Source organism: Rhizobium sp. BK313 (assembly GCF_014193655.1).
GTDB lineage: Bacteria > Pseudomonadota > Alphaproteobacteria > Rhizobiales > Rhizobiaceae > Rhizobium.
Genome location: NZ_JACHZQ010000001.1, coordinates 1,238,722 through 1,255,208 on the forward strand (window position 1 = coordinate 1,238,722; position 16,487 = coordinate 1,255,208).

Here is a 16,487-nt window from a genome sequence, read left to right on the forward strand (position 1 = left end):
GATGAGCGCGCTTCACTCGGAAATCCCGTTGGATAAGGATGAGCAAGGCAGGGATATCGTACTGTCGGCGCAGGATGTCACCGTCGCTTTCGGATCGAAAGTGGTGCTCGACAAATTAAACCTCAATATCTACCGCGGCGAAATCCTGGGTTTCGTCGGCGCTTCCGGCGCGGGTAAGTCGGTGCTGCTGCGCACGGTATTGCGGCTGCTGCCGCGCCGCTCGGGCAAGATCGAGATCCTTGGCGAAGATTATGACAAGCTCTCCGAGCCAGAGCGCAACGGGCTCGACATGCGCCTTGGCGTGCTTTTCCAGCAGGGTGCGCTGTTTTCCTCGCTGACGGTGAAGGAAAACATCCAGGTACCGATGCGGGAATATCTCGACCTGCCCAAGGAGTTGATGGACGAACTGGCGCATCTGAAAATCCGCATGGTCGGCCTTGCCGCCGATGCTGCCGACAAATACCCGTCCGAGCTTTCCGGCGGCATGATCAAGCGCGCCGCTCTTGCCAGGGCCCTGGCCCTCGACCCCGATCTCGTTTTCCTGGACGAGCCGACATCCGGCCTCGACCCGATCGGCGCGGCCGAATTCGACGAGCTGATCGCCAAGCTACGCGACACGCTCGGTTTGACCGTCTATATGGTGACTCACGACCTCGACAGCCTTTTTTCCGTCTGCGACCGTATTGCCGTTCTTGGACAGAAACGGGTATTGGTGGAAGGTACGGTTGAAGACATGCTCGCCTGCGACGACCCTTGGGTGCAGTCCTACTTTCGGGGCAAGCGTGCGCGATCGATCGTGCCGCGGCAGGACATCGGGGATCGCAACGACGACACTGGCGCCGGCGCCCACAGCCGCAAAAAGTAACTGGAACAATGGAAACCAAAGCCAACTATACGATTGTCGGGTTCTTTACACTGCTGGTCATCGCGGCCGCTTTCGGCTTCGTCTATTGGATGGCGGAGTATGGCCGCGGCGGTCCGATGGCCGAGCTTGTCGTACGCATTCCGGGCTCGGCAAACGGCCTGAGCGTTGGTTCGCCCGTTCGCTTCAACGGCATTCAGGTCGGCTCGGTGCAGGGGCTTTCGATCGATGCCGATGATCCGAACTATTCGCTCGCCTTCACCGAGGTGCGCGCGGATGCGCCAGTTTATACGTCCACCAAGGCCATTTTGGAGATCCAGGGCTTGACCGGTGCCGCCTATATCGAGCTTTCCGGCGGCCGCAACGGTGACGAGAACATCCTCAAACGGTCGATCGAAACCGGTAAGCGGGCGGTGCTTCTCGCCGACCAGTCGAGCGTGACGAACCTGCTCACCACCGCCGACAAGATCCTGAACCGTGCCAACGACACAATCGGCGATATCCAGGGCTTCATCTCGGATTCCCGCGGACCGCTGACCGATACGGTGCGTAACGCCCAGAAATTTTCAAAGGCGCTGTCGGACAATTCCGGCAATATCGACAAGTTCCTCGCCAGCGTCGGACAGCTTTCCGATACCGTCAAGAGCGTGTCGACCCGCGTCGACTCTACCCTTGATGCGATCGAGAAGCTGGTGCGCGCTGTCGATTCCAACAAGATCAACGATGTCGTCAACAATGCCGACAAGATCACCGCGAATGTGGCTGATGCGACGACCGATCTGAAGGCGACGATCGCCAGCTTCAAGCAGACTGCCGATACCTACAACGCCTTTGGCCAAAAGGCGCAGCAGACACTCGACCGCGTCGATGCGATCGTAGCGCAGATCGATCCCAACAAGGTGAAGGGTTCGATGGACGATATCGCAGAGGTGACCAAGGACGCCAGGACGGCCGTCATATCCATCCGCGATGTCGCCAATTCGGTTGCGGCCCACCAGCAGGATATCGATCAGACAATTGCCAATGCCAAGGATATTTCCAACAAGCTAAACTCCGCTTCCGGCAAGGTCGACGGCATTCTTACCAAGGTTGACTCGCTGCTCGGCTCCGGTGACACACAGTCGCTGTTTGCGGAAGCCAAAGATACGCTCGAATCCTTCAAGAAGATGGCGGACAATCTCAATGCCCGGATCGGCCCGATCGCCGACAATCTGCAGAAATTCTCGAATGGCGGCCTTCGCGATGTGCAGTCTCTCATTAACGACATGCGAGGCACGGTTGACAATCTCAACAACACAATCACTAACTTCGACCGCAATCCGCAGCGCCTGATTTTCGGCGGCGATACTGTCAAGCAATATGATGGCCGGGCGCGGCATTGATGAATAGCAATTTATTGGCTGCAGGGGATAGGCGGAATATGGTCGGTTGCGTTTCGCGTGAGCGTTATCAGGTGTATCGGAAGGCAGCGATTATTCTGCCACTGGTTGCAGCCTTGCTCAGCGGCTGCGGCTCAGCCCCCACTAACGACACATATGATCTTTCCGCTTCGGTCAAGGCGAGCGGTCCGTCGGTCAAGAGCCGGCAAATCTTGATCCCGCCGCCGACCGCGCTGCAGGCGCTCGACAGCAACCAGATCGTCATCCGCGTTTCGCCCTCAGAGATTCAGTATCTCAGCAAGTCGCAGTGGAGCGACAGGCTGACCCGGATGGTGCAATCGAAGCTGGTCGAAGCCTTCGAAAACACCGGAAAGCTTGGCGGTGTCGGCGTACCGGGGCAGGGCCTTGCGATCGACTACCAGATCGTCACCGACATCCGTTCCTTCGAGATCGATACGGTGGGAGGTCAGAGGTCGGCCACTGTCGAAATCTCAGTCAAAATCCTCAATGACCGCTCGGGCACGATCAAAGCACAGGGCGTCTTCCGTAAAGTTGTGCCGGTTAGCGGCGGTAGCAACGCCGATTTCGTCCGAGGGCTCGACGCGGCCTTTGCCGGCGTGACGGCACAGATCGTCGATTGGACGCTGCGCTCGCTTTAACGGTTGTCTATCGCTCCATCAGGGACTTCAGTGTGCTGAGATCCTTCAGCACATGCGCCGCGTCTGCGGCGAATTGCTCATCGGACATCCCAGGCAGCTTCAGCAGTGTGAACATGACCTCGCAGCCATCGCCGTTCGGCACGACCCGAAGCGCGTTATGGACCTTTAAGCCGGATTCGATCGTGACCGTATGATCGATGACTCCGAATTCGTTGCGGGGTGTGAAGCTGACGCGGACGGTGCCGAGAGTGCCTTTGGCAATCCAATCCTCGCCATCCTGCTCCAATCCGGACGCGAGACCGGAGGCCCAGAGCGGCATGTTTTCCGGACGACCGGCAAAGCCGTAGACTTCCTTCCAATGACGATCGATGGAGATATGAACGATCTTTGCGGTCATGGTCGACATGGATGCCTCCTCCTGTATATTCGTCTTTGATGAACTGCGGTTGGGTGCGGACCGGCCCAACTGAAAAGTTGAGCTCCTGAAGAATCCTGCGTCATTCTTGCATGGTCCTGCAATGGGGACGATTCGAAGCTGACAAAGGCTTGCCGTTTCCCGCTCGGAGTGCAACAACATCGGTCCAACGTGTAACCCGAAAATCGGAGTCGATTTTCGGGTTATGTGTCATTTCAAAGTGTTACTGCGTTTTTTGCCGTCCTGAAGCACGCACAGCGCAGTAAGCAGATCATTGGAGGATTGTCGTGGAAAAGGCAGAAATCGGACTGATCGGTCTCGCTGTCATGGGATCGAATCTGGCACTCAACATTGCCGAAAAAGGCAATAAAATCGCGGTGTTCAACCGCACGCCGCAGGTGACGGATGAGTTCTATGCGAACGCGGGTGCGCTAAAGGACAAGATCATTCCGTGCAAGACGATTGAGGAATTCGTCGAAGCGATCCGTCCGCCCCGGCCGATCATCATCATGATCAAGGCCGGCGATCCGGTCGACCAGCAGATGGCGGCGCTGCAGCCGCATCTCGACAAGGGCGACATCATGATCGACGCCGGCAATGCCAATTTCCGCGATACGATTTCGCGCTTCGACCGTCTGAAGGATACCGGCCTGACCTTCATCGGCATGGGCGTCTCCGGCGGTGAGGAAGGCGCGCGCCATGGCCCGTCGATCATGGTCGGCGGCACCGAAGAGTCCTACAAGCGCGTCGAGAAAGTGCTGACTTCGATTGCTGCCAAATACAAGGACGATCCGTGCGTCGCCTGGCTCGGCAACGACGGCGCCGGTCATTTCGTCAAGACCATCCATAACGGCATCGAATATGCCGACATGCAGATGATCGCCGAAATCTACGGCATCCTGCGCGACGGACTCGGCAAGAACGCGGCCGAGATCAGCAGCATCTTCGGCGAATGGAACAAGGGTCGGCTGAACTCCTACCTGATCGAGATCACCGAGAAGGTTCTGTCCGCCAAGGATCCGGCAACAGGCAGCGCCATGCCTGACGTCATCCTCGACAAGGCCGGCCAGAAGGGTACCGGCAAGTGGTCGGCGATCGAAGCGCAGAACATGGGCATCCCGGCAACCGCCATCGAAGCTGCCGTCGCTGCCCGCAGCCTGTCGGCCATCAAGGGCCAGCGCGAAGCCGCCGAGAAGATTTTCGGCACGCCGGACTACAAATTCCCGATCGGCTTCGGTCCCGACCTCTTGAAGGATCTGGAACTGGCGCTGTTCGCCGCCAAGATCGGTGCCTATGCACAGGGCTTTGCCGTCATGGCCGAAGCCTCGAAGGAGTTCAACTGGTCGCTGCCGATGCCGGTCATCGCCAAGATCTGGCGCGCAGGCTGCATCATCCGCTCGCAGTTCCTCGACGAGATCACCAGCGCCTTCACCAAGACACCGGATGCGGCCAACCTGATCGTGACCCCGGCTTTTGCCGAAATGGTCAAGGAATCGATTCCGTCGCTGCGCCGCATCGTTTCGGCCGCCACGGCCTCCGGCCTGCCGGTTCCGGCTCTGGCTTCGGCACTGACCTATTTCGATGCCTATCGCCAGGCCCGCGGCACCGCGAACCTCATTCAGGCGCAGCGCGACTTCTTCGGCGCCCACGGCTTCGACCGCGTCGATGGCAAGGACATCCATCACGGCCCTTGGGGCAGCGGCGCGAACGGCTGATCGCCGTCTTTTGGTGTGAACGTACGAGGGCCCGTCGGACATCCGGCGGGCCTTTTCTTTGCCGTCAGCCTTTCGGCCAGACAGGCAGGCTGATGCTCTGCAGCAGCTCCGGTTCGATACCGTCTATGCGGGCGATGACGGCCTTGGCCAGCTCCCGGCCGCCATGACGGACATCCTCGTAGATTGTTATGATTTCCGGGCGGATCCAGTTCAGTACGTCGGTCGATTGCTTGGCAACCATGTCGATGTCGCGGCCGAGGCGGAAGCCGGCGGCCTCGATGCCGGCATTGACAGCAATGGCGCTACCACCGCTTGAGCAGACGATGCCGTCGGGCGCGTGAGGCGAGCGCATCAGCGCTTCGATCACATCCCGGATATCGGTGAGCGCCGTGTCGGTCGTGACCCTCAAGGGGATCTCCTCAGCGCCGTATTCGTGCAAACCGGTCTGAAAGCCGATGCGCGTGTGCGAATAGTAGGTAAGCTTGCTGGAGGGCTGCAACAACGCGAGGCGGCGGCGTCCCTTGGTGACCAAAGCACGCACCGCCTCATGGGCGAAGGCCTCATTGTCAAAATCGTGAAACGGATGAACGATGCCCATATCCGTGCGCCCATGCGTGGCAAAAGGCAGGCCCCGCTCATGCATGAGCTGAACGCGCGGGTCGTCCGGCTCAGTGCGCGATATGATGACGCCGTCGGCCGAACCCGTGTCGAGGATATAGCGCACAGGTACCAAAGGGTCCTTGCTGTGCGAATGCGGTGTCACGACGAGGTGATATTGCGTGCCGGCCAACACCTCCGAAATGCCGAAAACCATCTGGCTGGTGAAGCCCATGATTTCCTCGTCGATGCTGAGTACCAGAGCGATGACGTTGGTCTTGCCAGTCCTCAGACGGACTCCGGCGCGATTCGGCTGGTAGCCCAATTGACGGGCGACCATGCGTACCCGTTCCTTGGTCTCGGCGCCGATATCCGGGGCATCCTTTAAGGCTCGTGAAACGGTGGTTATTCCGAGCCCGGTCATGAAGGCGATCGTCTTGAGCGTCGGTCGCTCATGCGCGGGTTGGGTGCCGCCGCCGGAAATCTTCTTGCTGTCCATGTCGTACAATGCTGCCTCCCGGCCGCCTCCCGCGACCAATCCGCTTATATTGCCTGCAGCAGTGCCGCAAGCATATCCGCAATCTGATCACTCCTCTCTCATCTCGAAAATCTGTAACGATACAGTAGAAAAGTCGAGCGTTTTTTCTGACGTTGCTGGAGGCGGAATACCCAGGAGTTGAATTCACAGGCTTCACCAAAAATATTTGCACATGCGAAATCGGAATGAGCAAACTTAAATCGATTAATCAAACTTAATTCAGTAATATCAATTAATTAGAGTGATATTGCAATTGCGAAAGAAAGTGATGAATCGTTGGGCGCGCTGCATCATTCAATGAAATAAATGTAATCTAAAGTCGTATATTTGTGCGATGAAGAAAATTTTGCGAGCAGCTAGTTGCGCGTCGAAAATGATTAGACTACGTTTTTCCGGCAACGTTTCAGTGAGGGAGGAAAACTCATGAATTTTCGTTTGATGGCCGCAGCTATGCTCGCATCCGTCGCGATTCCGGCTCTTTCGGCAAATGCGACAGATCTCGAAGTAACGCATTGGTGGACATCGGGTGGCGAAGCCGCCGCAGTCAAAGTTCTTGCTGATCAATACAACGCTTTGGGTGACAATCACTGGGTCGACGGCGCCATTGCCGGTGCGGGCACGACCGCCACCCCGCTGATCGTCAGCCGTATTCTCGGCGGCAATCCGATGGGCGCAACCCAGCTCAACACGGGCCGTGACGCGGAAGAACTCGTCAAAGCCGGCCTGATGACCGACCTGACCGATCTCGCCGAGAAGGAACACTGGAAGGACATCATCCGTCCCGCCAAGCTCCTCGACGCCTGCACGTATGACGGCCACATCTATTGCGTGCCGCTCAACATCCATTCCTGGCAGTGGATGTGGGTCAACCGCCATGTCTTCGAAGACAACGGCCTCAAGGTTCCGACCAATTGGGACGAGTTCGCAGCCGACGCTCCAAAGCTGAAGGAAAAGGGCATCGTTCCGCTCGCGACGGGCGCTCCTTGGCAAGTCGACGGTATTCGCAACGTCATGCAGGTCGGCATCGGCGGCAAGGATCTCTACCTCGCCATCAACGACAAGAAGAGCGAAGAGGCTGTCCGTAGCCCCGAGAACCGCAAGGTTTGGGAATCCTTCGCTCAGGCGCGTGACATGGTTGACGACAGCTATTCCGGCCGTGACTGGAACGTCGCCACCAACATGGTGATCACCGGCAAGGCTGCTGGCCAGGTCATGGGTGACTGGGCGCAGGGCGAATTCGGTGTCGCCAAGCAGGTTGCCGGCAAGGACTATGATTGCCTACCCGGGCTCGGTTTCCATGCGCTGCTCGATACCGGTGGCGATAGCTTCTATTTCCCGAAGAACAGCAATCCCGACATCACCAAGGCTCAGCTTGAACTCGCCAGCATGCTTCTTTCCAAGGAGACGCAGGTCAAGTTCAACCTCGCCAAGGGCTCGCTGCCGGTGCGCGGCGACGTCGACCTGACTGCTGCCAATGCCTGCATGAAGAAGGGTCTCGATATTCTTGCGACCCCCGACAATGTGCTGCCGTCGACCGAGCAGATGCTCGACTCCGACACGCAAGGTCAGCTCACCGACCTCGCGCTGCAGTTCTTCTCATCCAAGATGTCGGTCGATGATGCCATCAACAAGCAGGCCGACATCATCAAGCAGGCGCAGTAAAGCACACAACCATCTCATCAATTGAGACGGCTAAAGCAGGGCCGGCGGAATTCTTCGCCGGTCCGGGCTCCCGCCGCCAAGGGAGGTATCCGATGGCTCGTGCTGTCCGACCATTTGGTCTGTTCCGCAATCTCAGTGCGAAGATCGCCGCCATTCCGATGGTGCTGACTGTGATCGTCGTCTTCGTTGGTTGCACGCTCTGGACCGTGATCTATTCTTTTACCGACTCGAAATCGCTTCCAAGCACTCGTTTCGTCGGCCTTGCGCAATATCAACGTCTGTGGACGACGGATCGTTGGAACATCTCGATCGGCAATCTCGCCACTTACGGCATCCTCATGCTGATCTTCGCTTTCGTGGTCGGCTTCTTTCTTGCCGTGTTGATGGATCAGAAGATCCGGTTCGAAAATACGTTTCGTACCATCTTTCTCTATCCCTTCGCTCTGTCCTTCATCGTCACTGGACTTGTATGGCAATGGATCCTCGATCCCAGTCTCGGCTTGCCGAAACTGCTGCAGGATATGGGCTTTGCGGGCGCCAATTTCGCTCTGCTTGGCAACCAGGAAACGGTGATCTACGCGCTGGTGATCGCCGGCCTCTGGCAGGGCACCGGTCTCGTCATGGTGTTGATGCTTGCGGGTTTGCGGGGGATCGACGGCGAGATCTGGAAAGCTTCCCGCGTGGACGGCATTCCGGCGTGGCGGACCTATATCTTCGTCGTCATTCCGATGATGCGCGGCGTCTTCGTCACCACCCTCGTCATCATCGCTTCCGGCATCGTGCGCGTCTACGACCTCGTCGTGGCCACGACGAACGGCGGACCGGGCTTCGCCTCGGAGATGCCGGCGAAATACGTCTACGACTTCATGTTTCAGCGCGGCAATCTCGGTCAGGCGCTCTCCGCCTCGACCGTCATGTTGGTCACAGTGTTCATCTTCGTCGTGCCGTGGGCTCTGGTCGAGTTCCGCCAGAAGCGCAGATAAGGGAGACCCCAATGGCACTTGCCGCTACCATCGAACCCTCGGGCACAAAGCCCAAACGTCGCTTCGCTCCGCGGACCGTCATGCTCTACGGCATCCTCAGCCTGGCCGCGCTGTATTACCTGCTGCCGCTCTATGTGATGGTCGTCACCTCGCTGAAGGGCATGCCGGAAATCCGCATGGGCAACATCTTCGCCCCGCCTATGGAAATCACCTTCGAGCCCTGGGTGAAGGCCTGGTCGGAGGCCTGCACCGGGCTGTATTGCCACGGCATTCAGATCGGCTTCTGGAATTCGGTGAAGATCCTTGTTCCGAGCGTCATCGTTTCGATCGCTATCGCCTCGATCAACGGCTATGCACTCGCCAATTGGCGCTTCAAAGGATCTGAGGTCTTTTTTACCATCCTGTTGTTCGGCGCCTTCATTCCCTATCAGGTGATGCTCTATCCACTGGTCATCGTATTGCGCGAGCTTGGCCTGTTTTCGACACTGGGCGGCATTGTGCTGGTGCACACCATCTTTGGCATGCCGATCAATACGCTGCTGTTCCGCAATTATTTCGCTTCACTGCCGCCTGAATTGTTCAAGGCCGCGCGCGTCGATGGTGCAGGCTTCTGGCAAATCTTCCTGCGCATCATGCTGCCGATGTCGCTGCCGATCTTCGTCGTCGGCATGATCATCCAGATCACCGGCATTTGGAACGACTTCCTGTTCGGCGTCATCTTTGCCGGAACCCAAAACTATCCGATGACTGTGCAGCTCAACAACATCGTCAACGCCGTCCAGGGCGTGAAGGAATACAACGTCAACATGGCCGCCACGCTTCTGACCGGCGCGGTGCCGCTTATCGTCTATTTCGTCTCCGGACGGCTTTTCGTTCGGGGCATCGCCGCCGGCGCAGTGAAGGGGTGATCCATGACAAGCAGCGTTTCCATCAAAGACCTGTCGCTCGATTTCGGCTCGGTCACCGTTCTGAAGAACCTCAACCTCGAGATCAACGACGGCGAATTCCTCGTGCTGCTCGGCTCGTCCGGCTGCGGCAAGTCCACCCTTCTCAACTGCATCGCCGGTCTGCTGGACATCACTGAAGGGAAGATCTTCATCAAGGGCAAAAACGTCACTTGGGAAGAGCCCAAGGACCGCGGCATCGGTATGGTGTTCCAATCCTACGCCCTTTATCCGCAGATGACGGTTGAAAAGAATCTGTCGTTCGGCCTTCGCGTCGCCAAGGTGCCGCAGGCAGAGATCGACAAGCGCATTGCGCGTGCCGCCGAGATCCTGCAGATCCAGCCGCTTTTGAAGCGCAAGCCGGCCGAGCTTTCGGGCGGTCAGCGCCAACGTGTGGCGATCGGCCGTGCCCTTGTGCGTGACGTCGACGTGTTCCTTTTCGACGAGCCGCTGTCGAACCTCGATGCCAAGCTGCGCTCGGAACTGCGTGTGGAAATCAAGCGACTGCACCAGTCGCTGAAGAACACGATGATCTACGTCACCCACGATCAGATCGAAGCGCTGACGCTCGCCGACCGCATCGCCATCATGAAGAACGGCATCATCATGCAGCTCGATGATCCGACGACGATCTACAATGCACCGCGCAATCTCTTCGTGGCCGGTTTCATCGGCTCGCCGTCAATGAACTTCCTGCATGGCGAACTGGTGAACCGTGAGGGCAGGGTAGCGTTCGCCACCAACGATGTGATTTTCTCGCTCGATGGCTATAATGCCGGCGAGGCTTTGGGATCGGGCCGCAAGGTCATCCTCGGAGTCCGGCCTGAGCACATCAAGGTGAACGAGGATCTGGGGCCTGGTGCGGAAGTGCACAATGCGACTGTCGATATCGAGGAGCCGATGGGCGCCGACAACCTGCTCTGGCTCAAGCATGCCGGTCACACCATGTCGGTGCGCATTAACGGGGCGCGGCGTTTCAGCGCGGGTACGCCCGTGAAGCTCGGATTCGATATGTCGCTCGCTTCGCTCTTTGACGCACAGACAGAACTCAGAATATGATCATATGAATGGAGGTGACTCTGTCACTTCCATTCGCAGCGGTTCGGGAGGTCCGATGTCGTCTTCATTCAATGGCAATATTACAGTCGATCTGGCTGGTCAGTGGCGGCTTACGTCGCCAGACAGCGATCATTCTCTTTCCATGCCCGTGCCGGGCGATGTCCACACCGCGCTTCATGCTGCAGATGTCATTCCGGACCCCTATTTCGGCCGAAACGAGGAGGTCGTTCAGTGGGTAGCCAAGCAGGATTGGCAGGTCGAACGCAGCTTTACGCTCGATGACGCAGGAGGCGACTGGTATCTCGACATCGACTATCTGGACACGGTGGCGAGCGTCTATGTCAACGACACGCTGGTGCTCGAAGGCAACAATTGCTTCCAGCGCTACCGCCCTGATGTCTCCAAGGCACTGAAGACAGGCGAGAATACCGTCCGCATCGTGCTGCATTCCAGCATCAAGGCAGGCGCCGAACTGCAAGCGAAGCAGCCGTTCTACATTCCCTACAGCACCGCCAATTCGCCGATTCCGAACGGCAACATGTTGCGCAAGCCGCAGTGCCATTTCGGCTGGGACTGGAACATTGCTATCGCACCGCTCGGCCTCTATGGCACGATTGCGCTGAAGAAGCTCGAAACTGCCCGTATTGAGAGTGTCGTTACCCGTCAATTGCACAATGCCGACGGCTCGGTCGACCTCAAGGTGACCGTGGCGCTGTTTGCAAAGGGCGTCGGCGTCGCTCAGGTCTATTTCTCGCTCGACGACGAGCGGCTGCGGCTCGATGTCGGCGTCAACGCCGGCGAGACCTCGGTGACGCATGTTTTCCATATCGACAAGCCGAAGCTCTGGTGGCCGGCCGGCAGTGGCGAGCAGGCCCTTTATGGGCTCTCCGTCGAGACCAATTCGGAGACAGAGACGCGACAGATCGGTCTGCGCATCGTTGAACTGATCACCGACGAGGACGAAGCGGGCAGCCGTTTCGCACTCAAGGTCAACGGACGGGAGATATTCGCCCGCGGCGCCAACTGGATCCCGGCGGATGCGTTGTTTTCACGTTCAAACCCTGCCTTGACCGAGGACCTGCTGCAATCCGCTGCGGCGGCGAACATGAACATCATCCGCATCTGGGGCGGCGGTTTCTACGAGCAGGATTGGTTCTACGACATCTGCGACCGGTTGGGCCTGATGATCTGGCAGGACTTCATGTTCGCCTGCAATCTCTATCCTTCGACCGGCGATTTTCTCGAAAACGTCGAGGCCGAAGTCGGCTATCAGGTTAAGCGCTTGGCGACGCACCCCTCGATCGCGCTCTGGTGCGGCGACAACGAGCTGGTGGGGGCGCTGACCTGGTTCGAGGAATCCCGCAACGACCGCGACCGCTACCTGGTTTCCTATGATCGTTTGAACCGAACGATCGAACGGGCGATGAAGAACGCCGCGCCGGATGCGATCTGGTGGCCGTCGAGCCCGGCGTCCGGCTATCTCAACTTCGGTGACGCCTGGCATGCCGATGGCTCCGGCGATATGCATTACTGGTCGGTCTGGCACGAGAACAAGTCTTTCGACAACTACCGCTCGGTGCGTCCGCGCTTCTGCTCGGAATTCGGCTTCCAGTCCTATACGTCGTTGCCTGTCATCAAGACTTATGCCGATGCCAAGGACATGAATATCGCGTCGCCGGTGATGGAATTGCACCAGAAGAATGCCGGCGGCAACGAGCGCATTGCCGGTACGATGTTCCGTTATTTCCGCTTTCCAAAGGATTTTCCGAATTTCGTCTATCTGAGCCAGGTGCAACAGGGGCTCGCCATCAAGACGGCGGTGGAATATTGGCGCTCGCTCAAACCGCATTGCATGGGCACTGTCTATTGGCAGCTCAACGATACTTGGCCGGTGGCCTCCTGGTCGAGCCTCGATTACGGCGGGCGCTGGAAGGCGATGCACTATCTCGTGCGTCGCTTCTTCCAGCCGGTTTCGGTCGCTGCCATTCCCTCCGAAGACAACAACACCATCCGCTTCTCACTCGTCAACGACACCAATGCGGACGTCACCGTCGATATCGCCGTGTCGCTGCTTAAGCTCGACGGCGAGCGCGTGCCACTGACGACGGCGCATGCTGTCTGCACACCGGATGCAGCCATCACCGCGCTATCGATAGATGCCTCTCAGGTGCCGGCCGATTGTCTGTTGGCGTGGCATTTCACCGCATCGAACGGAATGGGCGGTGAAGGGCACTATGTTCACGGCACCTATAAGGCCTTGGAGCTTCAGCCCGGAGGTCTTACGGTGTTGCGGGAGGAGATCGAGGAGAACGGCACGGTGGAACTGACCGTGACCGCAAAGGGATTGGCGCTGTTCGTGATGATCGAGAGCGAGACGGAAGGGCGTTACTCCGACAACGCCTTCGATCTCGGCGCCGGCGAAAGCCGCCGCATTGTCTTCACGCCGGCCAAACCGCTTGCCGGTAGTGTCCCGGACTTCCGCTTCTACGACTTGCAGTCCAGCCAATCGGTGGCCAGCCAATCGGTGGACTGAGCATCCGGCCGCCATTCGGTGGCAATTGACGGGCCGCAGGCCCAAGACAGAAGGCCGCGAGGCCATTGGAGGAAATATCGATGACGAAACTTGGATTCCAGCTTTATAGCGCCCGTAATTTCCAGCCTTATTCGGATATCCTCGTAAAGCTCGGCAAGGCCGGCTATGCGGAAGTCGAAGGTTTTGGCGGCATCTATGCCGATTTGGACGAAGCTGGTCTAAAGAGCCTGCGCGCTGAGCTCGACAAGAACGGCCTGACCATGGCGAGCGGCCATTTCAGCCCCGACTTTCTCGATGGGCAGGTGCAGAAGTCGCTGACTATCGCCAAGATCCTCGGCATGGACTCGATCTACGCACCGCATCTGGCCGCCGATCAGCGCCCGAAGGACGCGGCCGGCTGGCGCGCGTTCGGCAAGCGCTTGCATGAGATGAGCAAGCCCTACAAGGACGCCGGCTTCGAATTCGGTTGGCACAATCACGACTTCGAATTCGTCAAGCTGGCTGATGGCTCTCTGCCGATCGAGGGCATCTTCGAAGGCGCTCCGGACATTTCCTGGGAAGCTGATATCGCCTGGGTCGTCCGCGGCGGCGCCGATCCCTTTGCCTGGATCGAAAAGCTCGGCTCGCGCATTTCCGCTGTCCACGTCAAGGACATCGCTCCTGCGGGCGAAAACAAGAATGAAGACGGCTGGGCCGATCTCGGTCACGGCACTGTTCCATGGCCGAAGCTCATGAAGGCTCTCGCCGGCACCAAGGCCAAGCACTACGTGCTCGAGCACGACAATCCGAGCGATGTCGATCGCCTGATCACCCGTTCCATCGCATCCTTCAAGACTTACTGAGGCATCCCACATGGCTAAGGAACTTGGCGTTGGCATCATCGGATGCGGCAATATCTCAACCACCTATTTCAAGCTTTCTCCGCTCTTCAAGGGCCTGAAAGTGCTGGCTTGCGCTGATATCAACATGGAGGCGGCGCGCCTGCGTGCCGAGGAGTATCAGGTCAAGGCTCAGACGATCGACGAACTGCTTGCCAATGACGAGCTCGACGTCATCGTCAACCTGACGATCCCGGACGCGCATTTCCCGGTTTCCAAGCGCATCCTGGAGGCCGGAAAGCATGTCTATTCCGAAAAGCCTCTGGTGCTGTCTCTGGAGCAGGGCGAGGAGCTGCGCCGCATCGCCAAGGAGAAGGGGCTCGCCGTCGGCTGCGCTCCCGACACTTTCCTTGGCGGCGCCCATCAGCTCGCCCGTAAGTTTGTCGACGACGGCGGTATTGGCCGCATCACCTCGGGCGCTTGCTATGTCATGAGCCCGGGCATGGAAATGTGGCATCCGAACCCGGACTTCTTCTTCCTGCCGGGTGGCGGCCCGATCCTCGATCTCGGCCCTTATTATATCGCCAACCTCATCAACCTCATCGGTCCGGTCAAGCGCGTCGGCGCCATGACCTCGATGGCGTCGGAAACCCGTACCATCACCAGCCAGCCGCGCAACGGCGAGGTCATTCCGGTGAAGACGCCGACGACGATCCAAGCGCTGCTGGAATTCGTCAGCGGCGCGACGGTGACGTTGACGGCAAGCTGGGATGTCTGGTCGCACCGCCATGCCAACATGGAGCTCTACGGCACCGAAGGTTCGCTCTACGTGCCCGATCCGAACTTCTTCGGCGGCACGGTCGAGGTCAGCGGCCGCAGCAAGGACATCAAGCCGCTCAACGAATGGGCGCATCCTTTCGGCATTTCCAATCAGGAAAGCCCGAATGGCCCGCGTGCCAACTATCGTACGGCTGGTCTCGCCGACATGGCTGCATCGCTGATCGATGGCCGGGACGCCCGTTGTTCGCTCGACCGGACGCTGCACGGTGTCGATGTCATGACCTCGATCCTGAAATCGGGTGTGGAAAATCGCTTTGTCGATCTGACCACGACCTGCACGCAGCCGGCGGCGCTCGGCATCGAAGAGGCACAGGCGCTCTTGAAGTAAGCGCAGGAAAAGCTAGTTTGCGCGCGGGCGACTAGCCCGCGCGTTTTTCATCTCGAAGGAATTGGAACTATGGCTTGGCAACCGGCATCCGACCGCTACGCGAACATGAAATACAATAGAACCGGCCGCTCCGGTCTGAAGCTGCCTGCGGTTTCGCTGGGGCTTTGGCACAATTTCGGCGGTGACACTCCGCATGATCGCAAGGTCGATATGTGCCGTACCGCTTTCGATCTCGGCATCACCCACTTCGATCTTGCTAATAATTACGGTCCGCCTCCCGGCAGCGCCGAAACCGCCTTCGGCGAAATCCTGCGCACCGATTTCGCCGGCCTGCGCGACGAGCTGATCATCTCCTCCAAGGCCGGCTATGACATGTGGCCGGGTCCGTACGGCGAATGGGGCAGCCGCAAGTATCTTATCGCGTCCTGCGATCAGAGCCTGAAGCGCATGGGTCTCGACTATGTCGACATCTTCTATTCGCACCGCTTCGATCCGGACACGCCGCTCGAAGAAACCTGCGGCGCGCTCGATCATATCGTTCGTTCGGGCAGGGCGCTCTATGTCGGCATCTCCTCTTACAATTCGCAGCGCACGCGCGAAGCGGCAGCCATTCTAAAGGACCTCGGCACGCCATGCCTGATCCATCAGCCCAGCTATTCCATGCTCAATCGCTGGGTCGAGGATGACGGTCTGGTCGATACGTTGGAAGACCTCGGCATCGGCTCGATCGTCTTTTCGCCGCTCGCCCAAGGCATGCTGACAACGAAATATCTGAGTGGCATCCCGGAGGACAGCCGCGCCGCTCAGAACCATTTCCTGAAGCGAGACTTCATCCGCCCGTCGATCATCGACAATATCCGCAAGCTCAATGAGATCGCCGAGAAGCGCGGCCAGACGTTGGCGCAGATGGCGATCGCGTGGGTTCTGCGCGGCAATCGCATCACCTCGGCGCTGATCGGCGCTAGCCGCTCGTCGCAGATCGTCGATTGCGTCAAGGCGCTGGACAATCTCGAATTCACACCGGAAGAACTCAAGGAGATCGATGTCTACGCCCGCGAGGCCGATATCAATCTCTGGGCGAAGTCGGCCGAGCGTGAATAATCATTCAGCGACGCCCGGAACTTGGTTCTGGGCGTTTTGCTTTGTCCTCGTCGT

The 16,487-nt window shown here is 58.6% G+C and carries 14 protein-coding genes; 12 read left to right on the top strand and 2 right to left on the bottom strand.

The features are described from left to right. Position 1: 1 nt before the first annotated feature. The 3 genes from FHT86_RS05855 to FHT86_RS05865 are packed head-to-tail and all read left to right on the top strand — an operon-like array spanning position 2 to position 2,900. Positions 2 to 865 carry an ABC transporter ATP-binding protein gene (locus FHT86_RS05855; RefSeq protein WP_133705935.1) on the top strand — a complete coding sequence of 288 codons (864 nt, stop codon included), beginning with the start codon at positions 2 to 4 and terminating at the stop codon, positions 863 to 865. A gap of 8 nt (positions 866 to 873) precedes the next feature. Then, entirely contained in the window at positions 874 to 2,244 is a 1,371-nt protein-coding gene (locus FHT86_RS05860; RefSeq protein ID WP_133705936.1) for an MlaD family protein, read from the top strand. A gap of 38 nt (positions 2,245 to 2,282) precedes the next feature. Beyond that, entirely contained in the window at positions 2,283 to 2,900 is a 618-nt protein-coding gene (locus FHT86_RS05865) for an ABC-type transport auxiliary lipoprotein family protein (RefSeq protein ID WP_133705937.1), read from the top strand. Positions 2,901 to 2,907: 7 nt separating this feature from the next. Here FHT86_RS05865 and FHT86_RS05870 read toward each other — a convergent pair whose 3' ends face one another. Beyond that, positions 2,908 to 3,306: an SRPBCC family protein gene (locus FHT86_RS05870; RefSeq protein WP_133705938.1), complete on the bottom strand. Its 399-nt coding sequence runs from the start codon at positions 3,304 to 3,306 to the stop codon at positions 2,908 to 2,910. Between the two features lie 296 nt (positions 3,307 to 3,602). On the opposite strand from FHT86_RS05870, the gene gndA reads away from it, so the two are divergent. Continuing rightward, the gene (gene gndA / locus FHT86_RS05875; RefSeq protein ID WP_133705939.1) at positions 3,603 to 5,030 is read left to right on the top strand and encodes an NADP-dependent phosphogluconate dehydrogenase; all 1,428 of its coding nucleotides are present in this window, start codon (positions 3,603 to 3,605) and stop codon (positions 5,028 to 5,030) included. A 64-nt stretch (positions 5,031 to 5,094) separates the two neighbouring features. Here gndA and FHT86_RS05880 read toward each other — a convergent pair whose 3' ends face one another. Further along, positions 5,095 to 6,126: a LacI family transcriptional regulator gene (locus FHT86_RS05880; protein WP_133707088.1), complete on the bottom strand. Its 1,032-nt coding sequence runs from the start codon at positions 6,124 to 6,126 to the stop codon at positions 5,095 to 5,097. 462 nt (positions 6,127 to 6,588) lie between these two features. Here FHT86_RS05880 and FHT86_RS05885 point away from each other — a divergent pair, with 462 nt between their 5' ends. The 8 genes from FHT86_RS05885 to mgrA all read left to right on the top strand — a co-directional run bounded on the left by FHT86_RS05885 (position 6,589) and on the right by mgrA (position 16,433). Continuing rightward, complete coding sequence (locus FHT86_RS05885; RefSeq protein ID WP_133705940.1) at positions 6,589 to 7,827, top strand: ABC transporter substrate-binding protein; 1,239 nt, start codon at positions 6,589 to 6,591, stop codon at positions 7,825 to 7,827. 92 nt (positions 7,828 to 7,919) lie between these two features. Next, the gene (locus FHT86_RS05890; RefSeq protein ID WP_133705941.1) at positions 7,920 to 8,810 is read left to right on the top strand and encodes a carbohydrate ABC transporter permease; all 891 of its coding nucleotides are present in this window, start codon (positions 7,920 to 7,922) and stop codon (positions 8,808 to 8,810) included. Between the two features lie 11 nt (positions 8,811 to 8,821). Further along, positions 8,822 to 9,718: a carbohydrate ABC transporter permease gene (locus FHT86_RS05895; RefSeq protein WP_133705942.1), complete on the top strand. Its 897-nt coding sequence runs from the start codon at positions 8,822 to 8,824 to the stop codon at positions 9,716 to 9,718. Between the two features lie 3 nt (positions 9,719 to 9,721). Then, positions 9,722 to 10,813, top strand: coding sequence for an ABC transporter ATP-binding protein (locus FHT86_RS05900; RefSeq protein ID WP_133705943.1), 1,092 nt, complete (start codon positions 9,722 to 9,724; stop codon positions 10,811 to 10,813). Positions 10,814 to 10,868: 55 nt separating this feature from the next. Beyond that, a complete protein-coding gene (locus tag FHT86_RS05905; RefSeq protein ID WP_133705944.1) occupies positions 10,869 to 13,346 on the top strand; it encodes a beta-mannosidase in 2,478 nt (825 codons plus the stop codon). Between the two features lie 80 nt (positions 13,347 to 13,426). Further along, a complete protein-coding gene (locus tag FHT86_RS05910; RefSeq protein WP_133705945.1) occupies positions 13,427 to 14,188 on the top strand; it encodes a sugar phosphate isomerase/epimerase in 762 nt (253 codons plus the stop codon). A 10-nt stretch (positions 14,189 to 14,198) separates the two neighbouring features. Then, on the top strand, positions 14,199 to 15,332 hold the full coding sequence (locus FHT86_RS05915; RefSeq protein WP_133705946.1) for a Gfo/Idh/MocA family protein: 1,134 nt from the start codon (positions 14,199 to 14,201) through the stop codon (positions 15,330 to 15,332). Between the two features lie 69 nt (positions 15,333 to 15,401). After that, positions 15,402 to 16,433: an L-glyceraldehyde 3-phosphate reductase gene (gene mgrA, locus FHT86_RS05920; RefSeq protein WP_133705947.1), complete on the top strand. Its 1,032-nt coding sequence runs from the start codon at positions 15,402 to 15,404 to the stop codon at positions 16,431 to 16,433. The last annotated feature ends 54 nt before the right edge of the window (positions 16,434 to 16,487 follow it).

Excerpts from the sequence above, each read along its gene's own strand:
- FHT86_RS05870 (WP_133705938.1), bottom strand. The coding sequence starts at position 3,306 with ATGTCGACCATGACCGCAAAGATCGTTCATATCTCCATCGATCGTCAT.
- FHT86_RS05900 (WP_133705943.1), top strand. The coding sequence starts at position 9,722 with ATGACAAGCAGCGTTTCCATCAAAGACCTGTCGCTCGATTTCGGCTCG.
- FHT86_RS05855 (WP_133705935.1), top strand. The coding sequence starts at position 2 with ATGAGCGCGCTTCACTCGGAAATCCCGTTGGATAAGGATGAGCAAGGC.
- FHT86_RS05905 (WP_133705944.1), top strand. The coding sequence starts at position 10,869 with ATGTCGTCTTCATTCAATGGCAATATTACAGTCGATCTGGCTGGTCAG.
- FHT86_RS05910 (WP_133705945.1), top strand. The coding sequence starts at position 13,427 with ATGACGAAACTTGGATTCCAGCTTTATAGCGCCCGTAATTTCCAGCCT.
- FHT86_RS05890 (WP_133705941.1), top strand. The coding sequence starts at position 7,920 with ATGGCTCGTGCTGTCCGACCATTTGGTCTGTTCCGCAATCTCAGTGCG.
- mgrA (WP_133705947.1), top strand. The coding sequence starts at position 15,402 with ATGGCTTGGCAACCGGCATCCGACCGCTACGCGAACATGAAATACAAT.
- FHT86_RS05895 (WP_133705942.1), top strand. The coding sequence starts at position 8,822 with ATGGCACTTGCCGCTACCATCGAACCCTCGGGCACAAAGCCCAAACGT.
- FHT86_RS05885 (WP_133705940.1), top strand. The coding sequence starts at position 6,589 with ATGAATTTTCGTTTGATGGCCGCAGCTATGCTCGCATCCGTCGCGATT.
- FHT86_RS05880 (WP_133707088.1), bottom strand. The coding sequence starts at position 6,126 with ATGGACAGCAAGAAGATTTCCGGCGGCGGCACCCAACCCGCGCATGAG.
- FHT86_RS05860 (WP_133705936.1), top strand. The coding sequence starts at position 874 with ATGGAAACCAAAGCCAACTATACGATTGTCGGGTTCTTTACACTGCTG.
- FHT86_RS05915 (WP_133705946.1), top strand. The coding sequence starts at position 14,199 with ATGGCTAAGGAACTTGGCGTTGGCATCATCGGATGCGGCAATATCTCA.
- FHT86_RS05865 (WP_133705937.1), top strand. The coding sequence starts at position 2,283 with ATGGTCGGTTGCGTTTCGCGTGAGCGTTATCAGGTGTATCGGAAGGCA.